The organism is Deltaproteobacteria bacterium (genome assembly GCA_016210045.1).
GTDB lineage: Bacteria > UBA10199 > UBA10199.
Window position 1 is genome coordinate 88,937 of sequence record JACQUX010000009.1, and the last position, 18,506, is coordinate 107,442.

Genomic DNA, 18,506 nt, shown 5'->3' on the forward strand with positions numbered 1-18,506 from the left:
GCGAATATTCGCGAATATTCGCGAATGCGCGATTGACAGGCGTCGCGCCTTTCTGTACTCTAACAATATGAAATTAGAAGAGATTCTCTCTGAAGGCGAGGGGTATCGCCAGGAATTCAAAGAGGGGCTTGCCCGGATTGACCGCGCGATGGTCGGATTCGCGAACGCCGGCGGCGGAACCATTTATGTCGGCGTGCGTGACGACGGCACGATTCTCAAAACGCCGCTGAACAACCGATTGCGGGCGCAGATCGCAAATATCGCGGCGGAGTGCGATCCGGCCGTCCCGATTACCATTGCCGCGATCGGGCCGATCGTGGCCGTGTCAGTCCCGGAGGGAGAAGACAAGCCGTACAGTTGCAAAGATGGATTTTTTCTCCGCAACGGCGCGACGACACAAAAGCTGACCCGCCAAGAGATGCTGGAATTCGTGGTGCGCGTCAATCGCGTGCAGTTCGATCGCCTGATCGCCGCCAGTGTCATCTACCCTCGGGACGTCGCGAAGGCCGCAGTACGGCGGTTTGTCGCGGAGGCCTCGTTGGAGACCGTGCTAGCCGACGTCGGCCAGGAACAATTTCTCCAATCGCTCGGGGTGGCACAGCGGCAACGTGGGCGGCTGTTGCTCAATCATGCCGGCGTGCTCTTTTTCGCCAAGCATCCCCAGTTGGTGATTCCCCACGCCACGGCCGGATTCACGCGTTATCAAGGCGTGGATAAAACGACCGTCGTGGAACGGAAACTCTATCGTGGGACGCTCATCGAACAAATTATGGAGCTGCTGCGAGATCTGCAACGCGCTATTCCCACCGGCTACGGATTCGATCGGGAACTGCGGCGCCAGGACTTGCCGCACTATCCGTTAGTCGCAGTGCGGGAGGCGGTGCTCAACGCCGTGATGCATCGTGACTACTTCGAAAACGGCGCGGAGATCAGCGTCGATCTCTATGCCGATCGTCTCGAGATCACGAATCCCGGCGAATTGCTCCCGGTACTTTCGTTGGAAACCTTGGGACAGCGATCGCTGCGCCGCAATCCGTTGATCGGCGATCTCTTGTATCGCTGTGGATGGGTGGAGAAACTCGGTTCCGGAATCCAGCGAATGCGACGCCTGATGGACGAGTGGCGATTGAAGCCGCCGTTCTTCACGTCCGGTGGCGGCTTTTTTTCGGTGACCCTCTTCGGCCCCAAGACGATGATCGACGTTACGGCCTTGCCGCAGTTGGCGGAGCGCGAGCGACAATTCCTTGCCGAGCAAAATCGGATCGACGAGCCGTTCGCCTCTCGTGTCTATCAATCCCGCTTCGCCGTCACGTTGCGCACTGCACAAAAAGACCTGACCCATTTAGTCCAAACCGGCCACCTCACGCGCGAAGGCAACGGCAAAAACGCACGCTATCGGTTTCGGTCGTAAGATTTGTCAGGATGACGGCCTACGCGGCTTGGTCGGAGACTTCGTCGGCGGTGTGCTCATCAGGACTTGGCGGTCAATTAAGACCCAGACTTCGTCGATGGCGGATTTATTGATGCGCTGTTCGCCGTTGCGCGCGGTCTTGACGCGCACGGAAGTGGATCGCTTGTTTTCCGGCTGAATCAGCAGCGTAATATTGTCGGTGATGCTCTTTTCACGCCAATGGCCGGGATGATGTTCGGTCCCGGAGACCCATTCGTTTTCGGTATGCTGTTTTTCTCCCAACAGCACGCCGGATGAGCGTTCCGAATGTTTGATTAAATAGCCTAAATCGAACAATGCCTCGGTCGCAGCAGTGAAGACGACATCGACGGGGGCGTTAATCGTGCGTGTCTCGAGCTGCTTGATCTCCGCCTGACTCATTGGCGGCGTGCTACTGAAGAGAAACGCGCAGCCGGAGAGCGGCAGCGCCAGCCAGCATAACAGGAAATATTTTTTCATAGATAGTCCTAGAAACTCGCAGCGCTCAGTCGATAGTCTTGTACGAGTTCTCGTTTATTGAAGTAAACGATCAGCATCGTGGAGCGGCGATGCGAGCTGACCCGTTGGCGACCATAGCCGGCCAAAATGATAGTGAGGAATCCGCCCGACGACGTAATTTCTTGCGACACTTGGTCGTAGGTCCAGATCTCGACGCCGTCTTTATGCGTGACGAGATTGGGCGGACCGAAAATTTCCAGCACCTCAGTCTGCGTGGTCTTCCCCGGCACGATGAATTTTTTCGTCATTCCGGGTGTCAGATTGCTCGGCCGCGTCGCGACCGATTCGGTGACACAGCCGACCGGGAGGAGGGCAGCGCCGACACACAGCAGGAGCCATACGCGACGTATTTTCATACGCCGGCCCTCTATCAGGAGGCGACCGCGATTGCAATCACCGCCGTGTCGCGCGATGTTTGGCCAGGACGGCAGCGGCCAGGGCGTGCCATTGCGGATCGGAACTGGTCGTGAGTGCTTCGACCGCGGCGACTTGGGCGGCCTGCTCGGATGGGTCGCCGAAGATGCCGCTGTGCAGCGCATACAGGGTCCCGCGGCGCAACAATGGGTCAGGCGAGCGCAAGCCTTTCACCCACACCCGTTCGGTCGCTATGCTGGGACCACAGCCCAAGGCTTGGCGGCAAAAGACTTCGAACAAATCCTTGAGGCTGCTGCGGGCATGCACGGGGGCATCGGACTGCGGATCGAGGCGTGTCAACAGCTTGCGTAAGTGGCCTTGCCGTGTGCTGGCGTCGAAGAGCGGCAGCAAACGCGCTAAACCTTGCTGCGCCTGATAGTCGATCCCTTGTACTCCCAGTTCGGCGCGGGCGAGCAGCGACACGACCGCCTCGTGGGCGAGTTCCATCGGGAGTTGTGGGGCCAATGCGGCCACGACTTGCGCCGCAGCTATGACTTGCAGTATGGCAGGACCGGTATCGTATCGGTTGGTGGTTCGGCTCAACAACTGCAAACTCCATCGACCGCCGGCGGTCGCTTCTTGCGCCGTCAACACGCCGGTCGTCGTGAGTGCGGCATAGGCTTTCAGATTGGTAATGACGCCGGCGGAATCCGGAAGCATCGCCCGCGTCCGTAGCCCTTGGGCCGCACGATTGGCACGCGCCGGATCCTTCGCGATCGCAGCCGCGAAGTCGGGAACGAGCTCCGCTGCTGCCTCGGCCACGCGCGCATCAGCGTCCTGCGTGAACGTCGCAATCCGCGCGGCCATGGTTTCGTTGCGGCGCCACGTATCCCGCAAGCCGGTATCATTCGCCCGCACTACTCCGCGATAGGCCTGGAGCAACGCGGCAGTCGTCCGAGCCGGCGGATCGGCCAGTAGTGCGCGCACGGCCTGCTCCTCGCTCCGTTGCGCGTTCGTGGTCAATGCGAGGACAGTGGCCGCATACTCTCGACCGACGGTCGCCGCGCCACCGCTGCGGACCAATAATTCACGGAGCGCTGTGGCCTCGCGCGCGGCCATCGCTGGTGTGGGATCCGTATATTTGACGGCCATCCGGTACAGATGGTCGGCGACGTCCGCCATTTGCGGATTCCACACGCAGACCGCTAATAGTTCGCGGGCCACGGCCAGTTCCCGGGCCAACGCCGGTTTCGGCAATGCGGCCACGAGCTGACCGTAGACCGATTCGGCGATATAAAATCCATCACGGTGCGGAGCGCTCAGGAACGCCGTGCGCAACGCCTCGATTTCCGCGATTAATTGGTCGGGCGGCAGCGTCTTTGCGAGGCCGACATACGTGTGTCCGGCCGCCTCCCACTCGCTGATGGAGCGATCGGTAATCTTCGCGCGAAATGCCGCCAGCCGCTGCGCCGTCGGCACATGAAACTTCCCCAGATGTTCCGTGAACTGGTCGTGTTCGTTGGGTGGAACGAGGTACCGATTCCCTTCTCCGTCGACGAACATAACCGTCGGAAAGACGGTGGCCCCGTATTGTTTGGCCAACGCCTCGTTCTCGGTCCGCAAAAAGCGGACTTGCCCTCCAAGGGCCTTCGCCTGCGCGGCAAAGGCCGGCGCGAAGGTCTTACACGGACCGCACCAATCCGCCGAAAACAGCACGGCCGCATATTGTCCCGGCTGCAATTTTTTCAATGCGGCACGCAGTTCTGCAGCCGTCTTGATGTCGCCGACCGTCGTCGGGAAAGTCGGCCGGCCCGCATCCAGAAATCCTGCGCTCCGGACAAATTGCGGAAACGAGGCCTTCGTCTTGCCTTGGGCGATCGCGTACGCATACCGCTCCTGCCAACTGGCGGTGCCGTCCCGATTCAAATCCGGGACTTTGCTACTCCAGAAATGCGGCGCGAAATCCTGACAGCAGACCGTTTCCCCTTTGCTGCCGGCCGCGATAAAGAGCGTGCGCGGATCGTCGGCAAAGCGATGGCTCCAGTTGCCGCTATAACATTGATCCATCACGACCACGCGCTGACCGTACGGCAATTCGTCCAGAAATTGGTCGACGCCCGGTGTCTTGCACCCCGTCGTGAGGCAGAGGCTTCCGGTCTCCTTTTTTTGGTCTCCGTGGCCAGTGGTATAAATAACGAGCTCGTCGTTGTCGTCGAGTTGCGCGCGTGCCCCAGTCAGCAGCGTCTTGATCCCCTTCAAATCGGCCTTCGCATAGTGGTCGTCGGGTCCGAGCGGCGTGGTCGGACGCTGCGGACTCGCCACATGGACGGTATATCCCTGGGCTTTCAGCGTCCGGATACTCCGCTCGACATTCTCGAGATGTCGCCCTTCGGTGTCGCCGTTGATGATCACGGCATGTTTTTGGATCGGCGTGGTGTTCATAATGACGTTCGGAGACTCCTCTCTAATGATATCGGCCGTGGACAGAGGGCAAGTTGCCCGCGGGCCGCGCAGAAAAACTCCGCTGTTCTTCAGTGGTTCCCGCTTGACAGCGCGGCGGCAGACGGTTCATGTGGCCCGCGCTATGTCACCTGCCGCTCCCTTCGAGTCCTATTGCACCTCCGTCGTCCGGCCGTTGGCGCAGACGACGCGCGTGGAACGGGAACGCCTGATTGCCGCGGCGCACTATAATTTATTCCGCCTCGCGTCCGACACGGTCACGTTCGATCTGCTCACCGACTCCGGCACCGGCGCGATCAGCAACCAACAACTTGCGGCGTTGATCATGGGAGACGAGAGCTACGCCGGCTCCACGTCGTTCGAGCAAATGAAGTCGGTCATTACGGAGCTGACCGGATTCCCGTTTGTGATCCCGACCCATCAAGGTCGCGGTGCCGAGAATGTCCTCCATTCGGCGTTAGTCCACGCCGGTGATGTGGTTCCCGGCAATACCCACTTCGACACGACGAAAGGCCATATCGAATTTCGCAAGGCCCACGCGATCGATTGCACCATTGAAGCAGGCAAAAATCCAACCAGCGATCATCCGTTCAAAGGCAACATCGATCTCGCCCGGCTGGAAGAAGTGTTGCAAGCGCATCCGCGGGAGCGGATCCCGTTTGTCCTCATTACCGTCACTTGCAATTCCAGCGGCGGACAGCCGGTCTCACTGGAAAACATCCAGGCCGTGAAGACGCTGTGTCATCGCTACGGTGTGAAGGTCTTTCTCGATATGGCGCGCTTTGCGGAGAATGCGTATTTCATCAAGACGCGCGAGGCCGCGTATCGCGATTGGACGATCCGCGCGATTTGCCGCGAAATGTTCCGCGACACCGATGGCGCGACCATGTCGGCGAAGAAAGACGCGATCACCGCGATGGGCGGATTCCTGGCCCTGCACGACGAAGACCTGTATCGCCACTGCGGGACGTTCAGCATCTTATTCGAAGGCTTCCTGACCTATGGCGGAATGACCGGCGGCACGATGGCCGCAGTCGCCGCCGGCCTGCAAGAGGCGACCGACTTCGCGTATTTGCAATCGCGAGTCGAACAAGTGGGGCGTTTCGGTGCCTGGCTGCAACAAGCCGGCGTGCCGATCGTGCTCCCGGTCGGCGGCCACGCCGTCTATCTGGATGCCTCGCGCTTCCTGCCGCATCTGCAACCGACCGCCTACCCCGCGCAAGCGTTGGCCGTCGCCGCGTATGTCGCCGGTGGCGTGCGCGGTGTCGAAATCGGCACTGTCCTCGCCGACCGCGATCCGGAAACCCGCGCCGAACGCCATCCACCGATCGAACTCTACCGCTTGGCCATTCCGCGTCGCACATACTCCGACAATCACTTGCGTTTTGTCGCCGACACCTTCGCCGCCCTACTCCAACAACGCGACACCATCCCCGGCCTCGAAATTATCTGGGAGGCCCCAATCATGCGCCATTTTACGTGCCAATTCCGAATTCAAGGGTAACGAATCTGTATGCACCTCGTCCTCGTCGCGCCGGAAATTCCACCGAACACCGGCAACGTGGCGCGGCTCTGTGCCGCGACGAACACGCCGCTCCATTTAGTGCGGCCGCTCGGGTTTTTTCTCGATGACCGTCGGTTGCGCCGCGCGGGACTCGATTACTGGACGCATGTCGAACTCCGCATTCACGACTCGCTCGATGCGTTGTGGTCGGTGCTGCCGATCGCACGAGCGTACTTCGTCAGCACGAAGGGGACGATTCCGTATACGCAAGTGGCCTTTGCAGCCGACGATGTCTTGGTCTTCGGCAGCGAAGGCGCGGGACTGCCTGCGCCGCTCTTGGCCGCGCACCCGGACCGCACCATCACGATCCCGATGTCCGGCCCCGTTCGTTCGCTGAATCTCGCCACCGCCGCCGCGATCGTGTTGTTCGAAGGTCTGCGGCAGCAATCCCGCTGAATGCGGGGCGCATCAGAGACGGCGAGTGCGCGATTATTGCAACAGTCGGCGTCCGCTGCGAAACAACAGGGCACACGCGATAGTCGACAACAGCCAGACGGTCAGCGCGCCAAGCAGCGTGATCGGGACCGAGAGTTCGGCATGGCCGGAAAACCCGAAACGAAGCACCGTGCTAAAGTGCGAAAATGGATTTGCATACAACAACCAATGGTAGTGCGCAGGAATGTGTTCGAGAGAGAAAAAACAGCCGCTAAAAAAGAGGAGCGGAATGATGACGTAATTTTCCATCACGCCGAACGAATTCCAATTTTTATAACTACACGCGAGCAAAATGCCGATGGACGCGAACGTGAATGTCATGAGCGTCCACCCGCAGATGAACATGATCGGATGCGCCGGCGGCTGTCGAAAAAAACAGAGCATGCCGGCTCCCAGCAACAACAGCGAGACGAGCAATGCACGCAAGACGGCGGCGAACAGATTGATGACGTAGAGATGGAGGCGCGAGATCGGGGCGGCGAGCAGATATTGTAAAGTTCCTTCGATGCGTCCGACGAAGAGCGCCATGCGCGCATTACTGGCGACCACGGTGAAGGTCGCGTACAGGATCACGCCGGGGAGCACGAGCGCGATTTTCGTCGGATCCACGAAGTACAATACGGTCAGCAAGAGGAAATTGGAAAAAACCGTATTCAATATGGTTTGCAATGGGCTTTGTAGGTAACGCCATATTTCGCGTTCGAGGCAACCAACGAAGGCGCGCCGTGCGGATGCATTCATAGATCGGCTCCGGCCGCGGGAAACACGGTGCGATACGTCTGGTGCAGCACCTGCGCGGCTGTAGTGGTGTTGGGGATCGGGAGGTCGCAGGCAATGACGCCCTGCGAGAGGAACAAGGCCCGAGTGCAGAGTGTTGCCACTTCTTCGAGGTTGTGGCTCGTCAGGATAATGGTCTTGCCTTGCTCACGATGGAGTCGCCGGATCATCGTGTAGAGAGTTTCTTTCAGATCCAGATCGATCCCGGCCGTAGGTTCATCCAAGAAAATGAGATCCGGATCGTGGACCAGCGCGCGCGCGAGTTGCAGCCGCCGTTGCATGCCGCCTGAAAGGGTTTCCGGGCGGCTGTGTTGTTTCGCGTGCAGTCCCACTTCGGCGAGGATGATCGCGGTCCGCTGTGTCGCCGGCGCGCGCGCCAATCCGTTGTAGCGGGCATGGAAGCGGACCGAAGCGTCGGTCCGAAAAAACCGATCCACGATCGTTTCCTGAAAACAGGTGCCGATGCGGTGTTTGGTCTGTTCGGGATGGTCGTGGATCGAGACGCCTTCCAGCCTCATTTCGCCGCAGTCGGGACGGACGGTCCCACAGACGCACCCGATCAACGTGGTCTTCCCGACCCCATTCGGACCCAGCAATCCGACGCACTCCCCACGGGGAATGTGCATATCGAGGCCACGCAGGATATTGGCGGTGCCATAGCTTTTGGATAAGCGTTCGATCGTTAGCATGGGGTACCGTCTGTCGAGCATTCCACATGCGGCGATTCGAAATCAAGCGCCGTTCACCTGCCTCCACGGTTACAATGATTCCGATTGTGCTTTCACGCCAATTTTCGTAAGAGCGGCTCCAACAATTACGAAGGGGAGGGCGTATGGGGACGGTCGTGGTAATGCCGCAGGGGGGGGCTATGCGCTACAAGAAGCATTTGAATGTGATTTTGGGGGGCATCCTCGTGCTGATGATCCTCCTGATGATGAGTCCGTTCGTGCAGGTTGGGGCCGGGGAGCGAGGCATCGTGTTGCGGTTCGGCGCGGTGGAAGATCGCATTCTCGATGAAGGGCTGCATTTCGTGATCCCCTTCATGGAGACTGTGCAAAAAGTCGATGTCAAGATCCGCAAACTTGATGTCGAAGCGCCGTCGTATTCGCACGATACGCAAAATGTGCACACCCGGATCGCGCTGAACTATCACGTCGATGCGACGCGAGTGAACAAACTGTGGAAAGAGCTGGGGCGCGATTTCGAAGACCGGATCGTCAAACCGGCGGTACAGGAATCGGTGAAGGCGATCACGGCCCAATACACGGCCGCGCAACTGATCGAACAACGAGCCCGGGTGCGTGACGAAATCAAGGCGATTCTCCACGAACGGCTTGGGGGACGGTTTCTCATCGTCGATGAATTCTCCATCGTCGATTTCGAATTTTCCGACACGTATGAACACGCGATCGAAGAGAAGCAAGTGGCCCAGCAACAGGCGTTGAAGGCATCGAACGAATTGCAGCGGATCAAGATCGAGGCCGAACAACGCGTGGCGACGGCCACGGCGGAAGCGGAATCGATCCGCATTCAAGCGCAGGCGTTGCTGCAAAACCCGCATTTAGTCCAGCTCGAAGCGGTGAAAAAATGGGACGGCAAGATGCCGCAATACATGATGGGCGGCGAAGGCGCGTTGCCGTTCGTGAATATCACGCCGTCCCGTGAGGGATCGCGCTAATGCGTCTCGGTCGCCTGGTGCGACATGCTGGATGTGGGTTCCGATTCGTCATGTGTGTAGTTGCGCTGCTGAGTTTCGCGGCGCGGGTGGACGCCGCCAGCTTCGATCCGAAACTCAAGTGGCATCAACATAAGACTCCGCATTTCATGATCTATGCCGCGCGTTCGCTCGACGGAATCGCGCAGCGCGTCGGCCAATTGGCCGAAGAAGCGTACGCGATCTTGCCGCAAAAGTTCGACTGGAAGCCGCTCGGCCGAACGGTGGTTGTTCTCACCGACGTCCAAGATGTGGCCAACGGGCTCGCGACCGTGCTGCCGTACAACTATCTCCATCTGCGGGTCACCGCGCCGCGTCCCGACACCGCGCTGGCCAACTACGACGATTGGCTGCGCACGCTGATCATGCACGAGTTCACGCATATCATTCATATGGATCAAGCGCGGGGCGTGATGAAACTCCCGCGGTTTCTGCTCGGCAAACTTGTCTCGCCGAACGGCGTGCTGCCGGGCTGGATGCGCGAGGGCATCGCCGTGTACGAGGAAACACAACAGACGCAAGGCGGACGCAATCGCGGCAGTTTCAGCAATATGTTGATCCGCACGGCGGTGGACCAACAAAAATTCCCGAAGATCGACCAAGCCGACGGCCTCGGTTGGCGCTGGCCCGGATTCCTGCCGCAGTACATTTACGGCGGGAAATTCCTGGAATGGTTGGCGAACACCTACGGCGAAGACAAATTGATCCGCTTTCAAAAGAAGTCCGCAGCCAGTCCGCTCTTTTTCATGAACAACCTGTTGGCGAAACAGGTCTGGAAAAAGAGCTTCTACCAACTCTGGCGGGAATGGCAGGCCGAAGTCTCGAAAACCGCACAAGCCGAAATCACTGCGGTCCGCGCGGCAGGAGAAACGCCGTTGGAGCCGGTGACCGACGACGGCACGCATCTCTCCGCATTGGCGCTGTCGCCGGATGGGACGCATTTGGTCTACACGACCACCGATCCGCATCGGCCGACCGAAATTCGGCTGCGCGATCTTCGCAACGGCGAAGAACAGCGGATTCGTGCGAAGCAGGGGGCGACGCAGGCCGCGTTCGATCCGAGCGGGAATCTGATTGCGTATGCGGCGTATACGGCGAATCACGGCTATCGCTACTATTCCGATATCTTCGTGTTCGATCGGCGCGACGGCAAACTGCGCCGGCTCACGGCGAGTCGCCGCGCACAAGACCCGAGTTTCGCCCCGGACGGAAAATCGCTGCTCTATGTCGTGGAAGACGCCGGCACGCAGCGCTTGGTCCGCTACGATTTGACCACGTGGAAGGAGCAGCCGCTGCCGATTCCGCACGCGCCGTTCACGCGCTTTAGTCATCCACAGTGGTCGCCGGACGGCCAATGGCTCGCGGTGTCGTCGTGGCAAGCGGGACAGCAAGATATCTATCTCTATCGGCCGGATGGCAGGCGCGTCCAACGGATCACGAACGATCGCGCGCTCGATTTGAGTCCGTCGTGGGATCGGACCGGGCGATATCTCTATTTTTCCTCCGACCGCAGCGGGATTTCAAACGTGTACCGTTACGACATGCGCCGCCGGCGCGCGGAACGTCTGACGAACGTCGTCACCGGCCTGTTCGAGCCGCAGCCGGCGCCGGATGGCAAGACGCTGTACGCGCAGTATTATCACGGTGCTGGGTTTGGAATTCGGAAGTTGGCGATCGAAGGGGTGGCTGGTGACTGGGGGCTGGTGACTGGGGATCGGACCATGGGTCACCAATCGCCAGCCACCAGCCACCAGCCACCAGTCACGAATCCCCAATCCCCAGCCACCAGTCACCAGTCACCGCTTTCCCCGTCACCCTTCCCCAGCAAGCGCTACCACGGTTTGAGTCCGCGGCTCTTTATCCCGCGCTACTTCATTCCCGGCTTTGTCGCGACGGGGAGCGGTGTGTTGCTCAGCGCGGTGACCGGCAGCAGCGATCCGCTGCGTTGGCATCTGTGGCAAGCGGGCGGCACGTATCGAACCGATGCGAAGTATCCCGGGTATTTTTTCAATTACACGCTGAATCGCTTCTCGCCGATCATGAATTTCGGCGTACTCAATTACGCGACCGACTTCGGGAACCTGACCTTCCTGCACGCCGACGGCACGCTGCGGACCGTGCATATGTATGAAAAACGGCTGCGCGGCTATGCCGGCATCGCGGTGCCGTACAAACGCCAGATCTTTTCGCTCCAATATTTCATGGAGAATCGGGACAACATTCCGGCGCTGACGGCGGAAGAGCGCGCGTTGCTGAATCTGGACCGTTTCGCCGGATTCTCCGCGACGTATGGCTGGGGACGGCAGGAACAATATCCGGCCTCGATCAGTCCGGAAGAGGGGCATCGGTTAGTGATGAACTTCACGGTCACCGACAAGATCCTCGGCAGTAACGAACCGAACGAACAACAAATCTTCTCCGGCGATTTCCGCGAATATATCAAACTCCCGTGGCGGCATCATGTGCTCGCATTGCGCGTGAAGGGCGGCAAGACCTGGGGCGATACGCTGGTCCAAGGCACATTCGGCATGGGCGGAGCGCTCGGCGAAGGCGCGCTCGGCGGCGGGGGCGGCTTCACGTATTTCCCCTTGCGCGGACTCCCGGCTGCGGCGATGTCGCGCGCTAACGCGATGTTGATGTCCGCCGAATATCGCCTGCCGCTCGGTTCGCCGCAACGCGGGCTCGGTACCACGCCGTTCTTTTTACAAAACATCCATGCCGCATTGTTTGCCGATTTCGGGAATGCGTGGAACAACGGCGAAGACACCGGCAAATGGTTCTTCGATCGTTTTTTCCTCGGCACGGGTGTTGAACTACGCGGCGACTTCGTGGTCGGCCACGGACTCCCAGTCCAAGGTCGGCTCGGCTACGGCGTCATTGCCGTCAATCGTGGACGGCTCGGCGCCCTCACCGATTCGCTGCTCGGCAACCAAGTCAAATACGGCACCCTCATCCTCCAATTCGGCGCCCAGTTTTAATGCGGTCAAGTCGGGTTTACTCAATCGTCTCTTTGCGGACGTTGCTGCCGAGAGAGGCGCCGTTGGCATTGGTGGCCTGGACACGGTACCAGTACGTGCCGGCGCTGACCGATTCGCTGTACGTGGTGGTATTCGCGCCGACGGTCCCTACTTGGGTGTATGTGCCGGTCAGGCTGTCTTTACGGAGGATGGAAAATCCTGTCTCGTCGCTACTGTTGTCGGTCCAAATGATCGTGACCGTGCGGCCGCTGACCGCCGTCGTGGCGCTACTCGGTTCCGCCGGCACGGTGTTGAGCCGAGTGACGCGCAGCAACCGGTACGCGCCGTTGGAGAGGAGGAGGCTGTTTTGCGATAACTCCACGACGATCCACGAATAGCTGGAGATCCGCATGGGATCGCCTTCTGGTGCCTCAGAATTGGGATTGTCCGTGATGGCAATAAGCCCGCGGTTGCCGACCACTTTGAACCGTTCAAAGACGCGGGTCGGTGTCATCCCTTCATTCTCGATCCCGAAGATGCAGACATCATTCGCATCGCTGACATTTTCGTAATCAATGTCGGTGAGCGAGTGAATAGTCAAGATCCCGGTGCCTGGATTATCGACATCATCGGCTGTTTCCTCATCCCAACACTCCGTGGTCCACGTGCTGCCGACCAGGACCTCCGTGAGGTCTGGCTCGATGCGGTTGATCCGTTCATTGAGATAATCGGCGGAGACGATGTCGCCCGCTTGGAGCGACAAATCGATACCTTGGGTTGTGGAGATCGCTGCGCATGTCAGGACCATACACGTGGAAGCAAACAACCAGCGATGCGATGTGCGGCGGCCCATACCAGTCCCCCCTCGGCGAAGTATCCCACGGACTGAAAAGAGCAAATGCCTTGCCAGCGGGTGGCGCAGTAAATGTGGAAAAATGTCGGCAAGTTGCCGCGGGCGGAGATGTGTAGTGTCAGCAAATGCCTGGGTCACGGGGTACTGGATGGGGCCCTTCTCACCCGGCGGAACCGTGGGCTGTGCCTTGCCGGGGCACAAACCCGATCGCTGCGTAGACGCGATCGAGCGTTGACTGTGCGATGGCGCGCGCCCGGGCGGCGCCTTGTTGTAAGACGCGGTCCAACTCAGTGCGGTCGCGCAGCCATTGTTCGGTCCGTTCCCGAATCGGCGCGACGGCGCTGACGATCAATTCGGCGGTGTCGAGTTTCAGTGGGCCGTATTGTTTGCCCGCGTATGTGTTGACGATCTCAACCGGCGGGCGGCCCGTGATCGCCGCTTGGATGTTGATCAAGTTGCGCACGCCCGGTTTCGTTTCGTCGTAGGTGATTTCGGTACCGGAGTCAGTCACGGCGCGCTTTACTTTGCGGCGAATCACGTCGTCGCTGTCGGTGAGGCTGATGGTTCCTTGCGGATCGTCGTCCGACTTCGACATCTTCGCGGTTGGATCGCTCAAGCTCATGATCCGTGCGCCGACCGGCGGAATGAATCCCTCCGGCACGACAAAGAGATCGGTGCCATAGCGGTTGTTCATTCGGATCGCCAAATCGCGCGCCAGTTCGAGGTGTTGCTTCTGGTCCGCGCCGACCGGGACGAGATTGGTGCGATATAACAAAATGTCCGCAGCCATCAGCGCGGGATAGGTGAACAGGCCGACGGGAATGTTGGCGCCGGCCGTGGCGGATTTGTCTTTATATTGCGTCATCCGATTCAGTTCGCCCATATAACTGGCGCAGGTCAGGACCCACGCGAGTTCGGCGTGTTGCGGGACGTGCGATTGGCAACAGAGGATGGCGCGCGCCGGGTCGATGCCGGCGGCGATATAGTTTGCGGCGACGCGATACGTGTGCTCGCGCAACTGCGTCGGATTGTGGGCCACGGTGATCGCGTGCAGATCGACGACCAAAAAGATGCAGTCGTACTGCGCTTGCAACGCAACCCAGTTGTTGATCGCGCCGAGCAGATTGCCCAACGTTAAGACGTTAGTCGGTTTCACTCCGGAGAGGAGAGTCGGCATACGGACAGCTATAGAGAAACTTAGCGGTCACGGCCAGGATTTTTCACGGACGCGCGTTCAATCCGGCGCGGCAGTGGCGAGGGCGAGCAGGCGCGGCAGTGACATCGCGGCGCGCGCCGTGCAAGGGCTCAGCGAGAGGGCGGTTGCGGCGAGTCGGTGAATGAAGGCGGTCGAGCCGTCGGTGTCACGATTGTAATGCGCGAGTGTCTGTTCGTAAGCCAGCGCGAGCAAAGGATGCTCGGGATGTGCGCGGTGGGCGGCGTAGCTGTGCTCGAGCGCTTGTGAGTCGTGTTCATCCAGCATCAGCGCCAATGTGTACTCGATGTCGCCGAGCGGGGCGGGGCGGCACGGTCGGGCCAAGTCGAAGTACGTGGATGGCTGGCCGAGCGACCATGTGTTGGCGACGGCGAACATCGCGCCGGTGTCCAGATCGTTGTCGGCCAGCGGCGCGGTCATCGGATAGAGGGCAAAAAAGACGTTCAGTGCGGACGGCATCGCGATGCCGCGGAATGGCCATTGGATCAACGCGGCGACCATGCCGATTCGTGCGACGTTGCGGGCGAGCGCGGCGGTCTGCGGAGTCCAGGGCACGGTGAGCGCGCTCCACGGCTCCGCGTATTGGTGCACGATATGCGTGAGCAAATAATCTTGCAGCAACGCATCCATCGGCGATTGTTGATGGACCCGCCGTTCCGTCCCGCAGGCCAAACGCGCCGCGTTTCGCACGATATGGCGGCACGTACTGGCTTCCGCAAAAGAAGGGGTGAGAATACGGGTGAGGAGATAAAGCCCTCCCGCTACTAAGACGTAATCGGCCGGTTCGAGTCGCGAGACGCCTGTGTTGTCAGCGAGGAGTCCGAAGGCCCACAACGTCTTTCGCAGATGGCGCGCCTGTAATACTGACGAGTCGCCGTCGCGCACGGCGAGGTGGGCGATGGCCAGCGAGTTGCATGCGGTGCGAAGCCGCATCGGGGTTTCGGGCCGTCGCCCAACGATCTCCAACTTATGCAGGAGATTGAGTTCCCAATCGGCTAATGGCACGCTGCCGTGATCCGGTGGACTCCCCGGCGGAGCCGCGCCGCGACCTGCGGGCGACGACGCCCCGCCTCGGCCGGATTTGTTGGACGCGCGGTCGCCGCAGACCAGTCGGTGCCCCGGTGCGTGTGGGGTCCCCGGAAGAACGCAATGCGGAGGGCGAGCGCCGCTGGTGATGAATCGCGCCATGGTCGGGTCGGTTGCTCCTTACATCACTTGTCGGCCGGCGGCGGAAAAAAGTTGCGTGTCTCAACGTGTGGACAAAGCCAAGCCCCCCAAATACATCCGAATGGGGACAGGTACCTTCGAAGGTGCGCCAAATGGGCATCGCATGGTACCTGTCCCCACTGGGATGCAGTTGGGGGCGCAACTTTCTACGCGCGCTGCCGATGAACGGAGGCGAAGGGGTCCAAGGGAACGAGCATGCGGCGAGTGGGTTCACATGGGTTGGGAGTGCATCCGCGTATGGCAGCGCGACCGGGTGCGGTGCGGCAGGCGGACGCGGTGTATGACCACGCGCTGCGGACTGGGGGCACGGTCACGGAGGCGTGGCGCGCGGTGCGGGAGGGGCAGCATCAGATCTGCTTCGTCACTGCGGGGGATGACCCCGAGGCGGACGTCGCGGCAATGGCCACAGCGGGCACGAGTGCCGCACCGCTCACGTGGCCGCATCTCCTCGATGCGAGCGGGATTGGGAATGCGTTGGCCCAGTTAGCAGGGCGAGATGCGCAATCGGTGCAGCAATCGGTGCGTTTGGACTTGCGTCCGAAGCAAGACACTGCGGCCGTGTTGCGTGCGTTCCAGGTCGCCGCGACGACCAGTGCCAAAGTGGGGGATACGCGCGGAGCATGGCAGGCGGTCGTGGAATTGTACGATCATCAGCATACGCTGCTCGTGCGTTACGTCCCGGCAGCGGTGGACCAACCGCCCCGCTTCGAATTCCCGTTGACCGCGACGACGCAGCTGGGAAAGGCGCTCCGCGACTTCGTGCGCGGACGGGCGGAGCCACTCGGCGCTGCATACAGCGCGGAACGGATCGAGATCCTGTTGGCGGTCGAGTGCAGCGCGTTGCGCGAGCATGCGCGCCAGCAACTGCAGGAGGCCGCAACAGCAGTACTCGAACAATGCTGCGCCGCCGGATGTCAGAATGTTGTGATTCGAGACGCGACTGCAACGATGACTGCGTTGCGCGATGGTAGAATGGTTGGGCCGAGCGGAGCCCCTGTGGTTGTAGAGACGGCAGTATCTGCTGTTCCCCCGCCGACCACACCATCTGCCTCGCCGGCCTCGCTCGACCGTCAACGGATGGAAATCGCGCGTCTGCTCGATGCAAACGATCCGCCGTGGCCTGTGCCGACTCGTTTGCCCGTGCCGCTCACAGCGCGGGAACGGTGGCTCGCATACGGCGAGCCGGAGGAGTTTACCGTACCGCAAGCAGCCACGAGCGTGGCCGCAGTGGTGGGCACGATAACGGCTCGCGCGCGTACTGCCACGCGTCCGTTGAAGATCGTTTTCCCTTGTGTGTCGACGCAGGCGCTCCAGATATTATTATTAGTCAAAAGTCCGGTGCCGATCCTGATCCAGGACGGATCGAAAGTCGAGTATTGCCGATATCCGGATCGGGGCGATGTCTTGGGCGGCATCGACGTGGCCGATATTGGAGAACATCTCCACCTGACCATTTTGGCAATCGAGGCGTTGGCTACTACAAAAACAGCTGAACTGTTGCAACTGTTCCCGCTCTCGATTACGCTGACCCCGTCGCTGCTCGCGCCGACCCGCGCGCAACAGGAGTGGGCCGAGGCGATGGTCGCACGACTGGCGTTGGCTGGCTGGGGTCGAGTCGTGGTGCGGACGGACGCCGGCCAGGTGCTGGCGGCCGGGTATCACCCCATCGCAATGCCCGCCGCCTTCTGGCCCGAGCCTCTCTTTCAACGGGTCGACCCGGTCGATCCTGTCGTGGATGCAGGTGACGCGATCTTGGTTGACGGCGAGCGGATCGGGATCGAGGCGCTGCGTCGTCTGGTCGCTGCGCCGGCACGACCGATTGAGGTCTATTACACAGACCCTGAATTCCCTTCCGAAGTCGCAGCCATGTTCCCGGAATTGGAAGCGGCGCTGAGTGACGATGGGGATGTGTTGGTCAGCTTTTCTACCCCAGTGCGCCAAGTGGCCTTCGGGCGCTCGGCGATTATTCAACGCTACGCGACGCTGGCATGGGTGGTGCTGGATGCCGTCGGCGTGAAACTCAGTGCGCCCGAGGCGGTGCGTGTGGCGGAGTCGTGTCTCACGAATTTCGGGATCGAATCGTTGTCGGCACGTGGGCGGGAACTCTACTTCCAAGGTGTGCGGGGTTCCGTGGCGCAGCTGCAACAACAGCGACGGGACTTTGGTTTTGCCGTTCCATCCTTTGCGGCGCTGGCCGGGGCGCTGCGCGAGGCCTATTACGCGCTTCGTTTCGGAGATGGCCGGAGCGCACGCGAACTTTCCGTAACCCTCGATTTGACGGCCGTGTCGTATGGCTTGTTCCCGCATGTGCATCACAACGATCCGGACAAGCGCTTTCCCGCGTTTGAGCGGGCGTTGTCGAACCCACAGCCCAGCGCGGTTCCGCCAGTAGGGTTGCTCTCGTTGTTGGAACAATTCCCGCGACTCCTGCAACTGGCCGCGCGAACGTTGCAAGGCACGTGGCAGCTGCTGTTGCAGGAGGCGATTGTCGATCCGCCGAAATACGTCCGCCGCTTTGCGGGGAGGGTCTCGCGGCGCGGGACGATCGCGCTCGACAACCCGAGTGCGGCCGACGAGGCGATCCGCATCGCGCTGCTGGCACTCGCACTGCAAGAAATTCCAAACGCCACTGCACGGCAAGTCGCGCGGGCGTATCGCGCGGTGAGCGTAATCGCAGTGCCGCAGCAGAGCACACCCGCCGAGTTGGCCCGACCGCTCCGCGCGGCGCATCATCCGTGGCACGCGGCGTGGGCAGTGGCGCGCGCGGTGTTGACCGAACCTTCGTCATCGGGCGCCAGAGGGCTTTATCTTAGTGGAGTGCTGATCCGCGCCGATCTCGATCCAGTCACCGCCGCGTTACTGGACCAACTGCTCCCGCCGCCTGCTCTACGGCGCAAGGGGTAGTGTCTTCATTGATCACGGCGCACTATTTACAACGACTTCAGATAGCGTCGTACGTCGTCGTGATTGCCAATGCGGTGGAGCACGGCAGTTTTGTCGTCGA

General features: G+C 60.6%; 14 protein-coding genes. 6 read left to right on the top strand and 8 right to left on the bottom strand.

Annotated elements, in window-relative coordinates; translation table 11 throughout:
* Nucleotides 1–67 precede the first annotated feature (67 nt).
* Nucleotides 68–1,411 carry a putative DNA binding domain-containing protein gene (locus tag HY696_02385; GenBank protein MBI4237251.1) on the top strand — a complete coding sequence of 448 codons (1,344 nt, stop codon included), beginning with the start codon at nucleotides 68–70 and terminating at the stop codon, nucleotides 1,409–1,411.
* A 6-nt stretch (nucleotides 1,412–1,417) separates the two neighbouring features.
* On the opposite strand, the gene HY696_02390 is transcribed toward HY696_02385, so the two are convergent.
* The 3 genes from HY696_02390 to HY696_02400 are packed head-to-tail and all read right to left on the bottom strand — an operon-like array spanning nucleotide 1,418 to nucleotide 4,744.
* A complete protein-coding gene (locus tag HY696_02390) occupies nucleotides 1,418–1,909 on the bottom strand; it encodes a hypothetical protein (GenBank protein ID MBI4237252.1) in 492 nt (163 codons plus the stop codon).
* Between the two features lie 8 nt (nucleotides 1,910–1,917).
* Nucleotides 1,918–2,304, bottom strand: coding sequence for a hypothetical protein (locus tag HY696_02395; GenBank protein MBI4237253.1), 387 nt, complete (start codon nucleotides 2,302–2,304; stop codon nucleotides 1,918–1,920).
* A 37-nt stretch (nucleotides 2,305–2,341) separates the two neighbouring features.
* Complete coding sequence (locus HY696_02400; GenBank protein ID MBI4237254.1) at nucleotides 2,342–4,744, bottom strand: hypothetical protein; 2,403 nt, start codon at nucleotides 4,742–4,744, stop codon at nucleotides 2,342–2,344.
* A gap of 142 nt (nucleotides 4,745–4,886) precedes the next feature.
* Between HY696_02400 and HY696_02405 the strand changes: the two genes are divergently transcribed.
* Both HY696_02405 and HY696_02410 read left to right on the top strand, forming a co-directional pair.
* Nucleotides 4,887–6,266, top strand: a complete 1,380-nt coding sequence (locus HY696_02405; protein MBI4237255.1) for a tryptophanase — start codon at nucleotides 4,887–4,889, stop codon at nucleotides 6,264–6,266.
* A gap of 9 nt (nucleotides 6,267–6,275) precedes the next feature.
* Nucleotides 6,276–6,722 carry a tRNA (cytidine(34)-2'-O)-methyltransferase gene (locus HY696_02410; protein ID MBI4237256.1) on the top strand — a complete coding sequence of 149 codons (447 nt, stop codon included), beginning with the start codon at nucleotides 6,276–6,278 and terminating at the stop codon, nucleotides 6,720–6,722.
* A gap of 33 nt (nucleotides 6,723–6,755) precedes the next feature.
* Here the strand turns inward: HY696_02410 and HY696_02415 are convergent, their stop codons facing one another.
* Together HY696_02415 and HY696_02420 are read right to left on the bottom strand one after the other, a co-directional pair.
* Nucleotides 6,756–7,502 carry an ABC transporter permease gene (locus HY696_02415; protein MBI4237257.1) on the bottom strand — a complete coding sequence of 249 codons (747 nt, stop codon included), beginning with the start codon at nucleotides 7,500–7,502 and terminating at the stop codon, nucleotides 6,756–6,758.
* A complete protein-coding gene (locus HY696_02420; protein MBI4237258.1) occupies nucleotides 7,499–8,227 on the bottom strand; it encodes an ABC transporter ATP-binding protein in 729 nt (242 codons plus the stop codon). Before HY696_02420 ends, HY696_02415 begins: the two co-directional genes overlap by 4 nt.
* Before the next feature lie 179 nt (nucleotides 8,228–8,406).
* On the opposite strand from HY696_02420, the gene HY696_02425 reads away from it, so the two are divergent.
* Together HY696_02425 and HY696_02430 are read left to right on the top strand one after the other, a co-directional pair.
* Complete coding sequence (locus HY696_02425; GenBank protein MBI4237259.1) at nucleotides 8,407–9,216, top strand: prohibitin family protein; 810 nt, start codon at nucleotides 8,407–8,409, stop codon at nucleotides 9,214–9,216.
* Nucleotides 9,216–12,230 carry a PD40 domain-containing protein gene (locus HY696_02430; GenBank protein MBI4237260.1) on the top strand — a complete coding sequence of 1,005 codons (3,015 nt, stop codon included), beginning with the start codon at nucleotides 9,216–9,218 and terminating at the stop codon, nucleotides 12,228–12,230. The genes HY696_02425 and HY696_02430 overlap by 1 nt, the downstream gene beginning before the upstream one ends.
* Nucleotides 12,231–12,246: 16 nt before the next feature.
* Here HY696_02430 and HY696_02435 read toward each other — a convergent pair whose 3' ends face one another.
* From HY696_02435 to HY696_02445, 3 genes are all read right to left on the bottom strand, one after another.
* Nucleotides 12,247–13,017 (bottom strand): fibronectin type III domain-containing protein, encoded by a 771-nt coding sequence (locus HY696_02435; GenBank protein ID MBI4237261.1) that lies wholly within the window; start codon nucleotides 13,015–13,017, stop codon nucleotides 12,247–12,249.
* Between the two features lie 205 nt (nucleotides 13,018–13,222).
* Entirely contained in the window at nucleotides 13,223–14,239 is a 1,017-nt protein-coding gene (gene trpS / locus HY696_02440; protein MBI4237262.1) for a tryptophan--tRNA ligase, read from the bottom strand.
* 57 nt (nucleotides 14,240–14,296) lie between these two features.
* Entirely contained in the window at nucleotides 14,297–15,463 is a 1,167-nt protein-coding gene (locus HY696_02445; GenBank protein MBI4237263.1) for a hypothetical protein, read from the bottom strand.
* A 276-nt stretch (nucleotides 15,464–15,739) separates the two neighbouring features.
* On the opposite strand from HY696_02445, the gene HY696_02450 reads away from it, so the two are divergent.
* Nucleotides 15,740–18,406: a hypothetical protein gene (locus HY696_02450; GenBank protein ID MBI4237264.1), complete on the top strand. Its 2,667-nt coding sequence runs from the start codon at nucleotides 15,740–15,742 to the stop codon at nucleotides 18,404–18,406.
* Nucleotides 18,407–18,506: the final 100 nt, after the last annotated feature.